Source organism: Patulibacter americanus DSM 16676, assembly GCF_000420025.1.
Classification (GTDB): domain Bacteria; phylum Actinomycetota; class Thermoleophilia; order Solirubrobacterales; family Solirubrobacteraceae; genus Patulibacter; species Patulibacter americanus.
On the sequence record NZ_ATUD01000026.1, the window covers coordinates 1 to 4,944 of the forward strand.

The window sequence follows — 4,944 nt, forward strand, 5'->3', positions numbered from 1 at the left end:
CAGCTCCCCGAGCGCGAGCGCCAGGTCGCGCTCATGCTCTACGTCGAAGGCCGCCGCCTCCGCGAGATCGGCGACCTCCTCGGCGTCTCCGAGTCCCGCGTCTGCCAGATCGCCGGCACCCTCCGCCGCCGCCTCCGCACCGCCCTGGGCGCCCACGCCGACCTCCTCACCGCCGCCATCGCCTAGAGCGCCGGGCCCCTCAGTCCTTCGCGAGCCCGCGCCGCGCCAGCCGCTGCGCGACGTAGAGCAGCAGCAGCGCGAAGCCGACCTGCAGGACCCGCACGGGGAGCGCGTTCGCGAGCACCACGCCGAGCAGCGCCCCGGGGATCGCGACGAGGCCGAGCGTCACCGAGGTGCGCAGCTCGAGGTTGCCGTAGCGGTGCTGACGCCAGGCGCCCAGCAACGACATCGGGATCATCGCCAGGAGCGACGTGGCCTCCGCCTCGACGTGGCCCAGGCCCAGGACGAAGACCAGCCCGGGGACGAACAGGGTGCCGCCGCCCACGCCCAGGAGGCCCGAGACGACGCCCGCGGCCAGCCCGAAGGCGCCCCCGAGCAGGACGTGGCCCGCGTCCCGGGACACCGCGCCGGAGCCGTCGCCCGTGTCGCCGGAGAGCACCATCGAGATCGCCACCGCTACGAGCAGCACGGCGAAGATGAGCGACACCCGGCGCGCCGGGATCCGCTGCTGGAGCCAGGTGCCGAGCACCACGCCGGCGAGCGCGGGCACCCCGACGAGTGCGGCCTCGACGAGGTGCAGCTGGCCGTAGGCGCCCTGCGTCAGGGCGGCCGCGCTCGCGATCAGGACGATCGCGCCGAGCGACGTGCTCGTCGCGCGCCGCTCGTCCATCCGTAGCACCAGGATGAGCAGGGGCACCATGACGACGCCGCCCCCGACGCCGAACAGGCCGCTGAAGACGCCGGCCAGGGTGCCGATGCCGGTGATCGCGAGGGTCCGGCGCCGGTCCACCCGCGCCATACTAGGTCGCGTGATCGACGCCCGGCTCGGCGACCTCGTCGCCCCCCTGCGTGCGGCGCCCGCCCGCAGCGCCCTCCTCTTCGACGTCGACGGGACCCTCGCCCCCATCACGCAACACGCGTCGGAGACCAAGGTCCCGGACGAGACACGCGACCTGCTGGAGGAGCTGGCGGGCCGCTACGGGCTCGTCGGCTGCGTCACGGGGCGGCGCACGCTCGACGCCCGGGCGATCGTCGGCCTCGACGGGCTGGAGTACGTGGGCAACCACGGCATCGAGGCGCTCTCGCCCGGCGAGGACGCCCCCCGAGTGCGGCCCGAGGTGGCGGAGTGGGAGGACCGCGTCCGCGCGCTGGCCGGCGCCCTGCTCGACGACAGCCCGGAGGCACGCGAGCTCGGCGTGTGGATCGAGGACAAGGGCCCGATCCAGGCGCTGCACTGGCGCGGCGCGCGCGACGAGGACCGCGCCGACGCGCTCGTCGCCGAGCTCGGGACCCGCGCCGAGGCGGAGGGCCTCAGGCTGCACCGCGGCCGCATGGTCCTCGAGCTGCGCCCGGCCGTGCCGTTCGACAAGGGCGCCGCCGTCCGCTGGGTGCTCGAGGGCCGTGACCTCGACGGCGGGCTCTTCGCCGGCGACGACCGCACCGACATCGACGGCTTTGCGGGCCTACGCGCCCTGCGCGCCGAGGGGGCGATCACGCACGCGGTCTGCGTCGCGGCGGCCGACCCCGGCTCGCCCGCCGTCGTCGCCGAGGCCGCCGACGGCTCCGTGCCCGGCACCGACGGCGTGCGCGACCTGCTGCGGGAGCTCCTGCGCTCGTGACCTTCCGGCAGCTGCTGCACACGACGGTCTTCCTCTCCGGCGCCTCCGCGACCGTCCTGGGCCTGCTCGTCGTCCTCTACGCGCAGATCAAGGGCGAACCGACCCCGGCCCTGATCTCGGCCGGCTGGTGGGTCATCGCCGCCGGCATCGGCATCCACACGGGCCGGATGGAGGCCGCGAACCCGCAGATCGCCCGGGTCCTGGCCCAGGCGCGGGCCGCGAACGAGCTGGAGGAGCCGCGGCCCGTCCTCACGATGGTCAACCGCCTGTGGCCGCTGTTCCTCGTGACGATCCTCTCCGGCGTCGCGTCGATCTGGTTCCCGCAGGTCGCGGGCGTGGCGACGGGGTTCCTGCTGATCTGGGCGCTCGCCTGGCGCAAGCAGGAGCACGCCGTGCAGGCGATCGAGGAGCGCGACGGCGTCGAGTTCCGCGTGGAGCGCACCGGCCCCACCCAGCCCCTCAAGCTCATCCGCATGCCGGGCCTGCGCCGCGACCGCCCGGAGCACAAGCGGCAGTCCACGGCGGGCGTCTAGCGTGGTGGGACTGCGACGGCTGCGCGGCGGCGAGGGCCTACCTGCCGACGTGCTGTTCGTCTCGCTCGGATCGACCCAGGGGCTGCGCGAGGTCGACGACGCCCTCGCCGGCTCCCTCGAGCGGGCCGGCGCCCGCGTGGTGCTCGTCCGCCCGAGCGCCCCCCGCGCGGTGAGGACGATGGCGCTGACCGACCTCGCCTGGGCGCACGCGGCCCGGCGGGTGGCGGAGGACGGCCTGCGCGCCCACCGGCCGCGCGCGGTCCTCTACGGCAGCATGGGCGCCGCCCTGCTCTGGCCGCGCCCCGGCTCCGTGCGCATCGACGCGGCGATGGCGGCCAACCGCCCCGGCCACCACGGCGCGTGGCAGCGCCCCCGCGAGCAGCTGCTTCTGCGGAGCTGCCCGCTGCTCGTGCCCCAGTCGGCCGAGGCGCTGGCCGAGGTCCCGCGTCCGCGGCCCGGTGCCGTCGTCGTCCCGCCGCCCGTCGACATCGGCCCGGAGCCGGTGCCGTGGGGCGCGCGCGACGTCGCCGCGGTGACCTACGCCGCGGACCCGCACAAGAAGGGCCTCGACCGGGTGCTGGCCGCCTGGCGGATCGGCCGCCGCGACGGCGAGGAGCTCGTGATCTGCGGCGGCACCCGCGCGGGCGTCGCCGAGGCCGCGGGTCCCGAGGGGGTGCCGCCCGGCGTCCGCCACACCCCCGCGATGCCGCGCGACGCGTTCGTGGCGCTGCTGCGCCGCGCCCGGACCTTCCTGATCGCCCCGCGCCGCGAGGACCACGGGCTGGTGCAGCTCGAGGCCCTGGCCGCCGGATGCCGGCTCGTGACGACGACCGCCCCCGGCGCGTACGTCGCGCTCGGCGTGCTGCGGGCGACCACGCCGCGCCTGGTGGTCGACGACCCGGACGACGCGCCCGCGCTGGCCGCCGCCCTGCGCGGGGCCCTCGACGCGCCGCGCCGCGCCGAGGCCGACGACGCGGCCCGCGCGCGCCGGATCCTCGACGAGCGCTTCGGCGCCGCCCGGGTCGATCGCGTCGTCGCCGACGAGCTGCTGCCGGCGCTGCTCGGGTGAGCACCCCGGAGGACGGCTCCCGGGGTGCGCACGTCACCCCGGACCGCGAGGGCGCGTCCTCGGCCCCCCACCCTCTAGCGTGTGCGCCCATGGCAGCGTCCTCCCACGTCCCGTGGGTCGTCATCCCGACGTTCAACGAGGCGGAGAACGTCACGCGGGTCGTCGGCCTCGCGCAGGAGGTCCTCCGGGAGGCGGCCCCCGAGGGCTTCCGCATCCTCGTCGTCGACGACCGCTCACCCGACGGCACGGGCGAGCTCGCCGACCGGCTGGCGGCGGAGCACCCCGACGAGGTCGTCGTCCTGCACCGCGAGCGCCCGACGGGCCTGGGGCCGGCGTACCTCGCCGGCTTCGACGTCGCGCTCTCGGCCGGTGCGACCCACGTGATGGAGATGGACGCCGACCTCTCCCACGATCCGCGCGACCTCGCGAAGCTCCTCGGCGCCGTCCGGGACGGCGCCGACGTCGCCCTCGGCTCGCGCTACGTCCCCGGCGGCGGGGTCAGCGACTGGGGCCTGGTACGGCGGATCATCTCGCGCGGGGGCTCCTGGTACGCGCGGCGCACGCTCGGCCTGAAGGTCCGCGACCTCACGGGCGGCTTCAAGTGCTTCCGCGCCGACGTCCTGCGCACCATCGAGCTCTCGACCGTGCGGTCCGTGGGCTACGCGTTCCAGGTCGAGCTGACCTGGCGGGCGGTGCGCTCGGGCTACCGCGTGGTCGAGGTGCCGATCGTCTTCCGCGACCGCACGGCGGGCACGTCGAAGATGAACTGGCGGATCGCGCGCGAGGCCGTCGTCCTCGTGCCGGCCCTGCGCCGCTCGCGCTGGCGGGCGACCCTACCCACGCCGCCGGCGGGCGAGGGTGCGGGAGGAGCGATCCCGCGGGCGGCCGAGCGCGCGGGGGGCACGGGCGCCGTGCCCGCCGATCCGTCCACGTCGGGCGAATCCTCCTCCGTGCGCAGCCCCGGCCGGTAGCCTGGCCGGGCGTCCTGCGGCCTGCCCCGGCGAGCCGCCACGCGCCCCGCCGATCCCGTCAACGGGCCCGGGCGGCGTGCGTTGAACCCGGCGTACTTCATTTTGTATAGTGCCTGTACGAGGGCGCACCGGCCGGAGGGCCGGCGCACCGCACAGGGTCCCTACGAGGAGCATCACATGGCGACGGACGTCACCGACACCAACTTCCAGGCCGAGGTCATCGAGAGCGACCAGGCCACGATCGTCGACTTCTGGGCCCCCTGGTGCGGTCCGTGCCGCGCGGTCAGCCCCGTGCTGGAGGAGATCGACTCCGAGCGCAGCGACGTCCGCGTCGTCAAGCTCAACACGGACGACAACCAGCAGACGGCCGCGAAGTACGGGATCATGTCGATCCCGACGATGATCGTCTTCAAGAACGGCGCGCCCGCCGGCCAGATCGTCGGCGCCATGCCGAAGCCGCGCCTGAACGCCGAGATCGACCGCATCCTCGGCTGATCCGCCGGCCGCCCGCCGGCGGCCGCACGCAGCACCAGACCGGGGCAGGTGGGCATCCCACCGCACCGGCACCACCG

7 protein-coding genes are annotated in these 4,944 nt (G+C 75.9%); 6 read left to right on the forward strand and 1 reads right to left on the reverse strand.

Features of this window, described 5'->3' with window-relative positions; genetic code table 11:
* On the forward strand, positions 1 to 186 hold a 186-nt coding region (locus F593_RS27330), incomplete at its 5' end, for a sigma factor-like helix-turn-helix DNA-binding protein (protein ID WP_033208888.1).
* A gap of 13 nt (positions 187 to 199) precedes the next feature.
* On the opposite strand, the gene F593_RS27335 is transcribed toward F593_RS27330, so the two are convergent.
* Positions 200 to 979 (reverse strand): sulfite exporter TauE/SafE family protein, encoded by a 780-nt coding sequence (locus tag F593_RS27335; RefSeq protein WP_084630264.1) that lies wholly within the window; start codon positions 977 to 979, stop codon positions 200 to 202.
* Positions 980 to 989: 10 nt separating this feature from the next.
* On the opposite strand from F593_RS27335, the gene otsB reads away from it, so the two are divergent.
* The 5 genes from otsB to trxA all read left to right on the forward strand — a co-directional run bounded on the left by otsB (position 990) and on the right by trxA (position 4,867).
* Positions 990 to 1,799, forward strand: coding sequence for a trehalose-phosphatase (otsB, locus tag F593_RS0121050; protein WP_022930722.1), 810 nt, complete (start codon positions 990 to 992; stop codon positions 1,797 to 1,799).
* Complete coding sequence (locus F593_RS0121055) at positions 1,796 to 2,332, forward strand: hypothetical protein (RefSeq protein ID WP_022930723.1); 537 nt, start codon at positions 1,796 to 1,798, stop codon at positions 2,330 to 2,332. The genes otsB and F593_RS0121055 overlap by 4 nt, the downstream gene beginning before the upstream one ends.
* A gap of 4 nt (positions 2,333 to 2,336) precedes the next feature.
* Complete coding sequence (locus F593_RS0121060; RefSeq protein ID WP_022930724.1) at positions 2,337 to 3,401, forward strand: glycosyltransferase; 1,065 nt, start codon at positions 2,337 to 2,339, stop codon at positions 3,399 to 3,401.
* A gap of 89 nt (positions 3,402 to 3,490) precedes the next feature.
* Positions 3,491 to 4,372 (forward strand): polyprenol monophosphomannose synthase, encoded by an 882-nt coding sequence (locus tag F593_RS27340; RefSeq protein WP_022930725.1) that lies wholly within the window; start codon positions 3,491 to 3,493, stop codon positions 4,370 to 4,372.
* A gap of 177 nt (positions 4,373 to 4,549) precedes the next feature.
* Positions 4,550 to 4,867: a thioredoxin gene (gene trxA / locus F593_RS0121070; RefSeq protein ID WP_022930726.1), complete on the forward strand. Its 318-nt coding sequence runs from the start codon at positions 4,550 to 4,552 to the stop codon at positions 4,865 to 4,867.
* Positions 4,868 to 4,944: the final 77 nt, after the last annotated feature.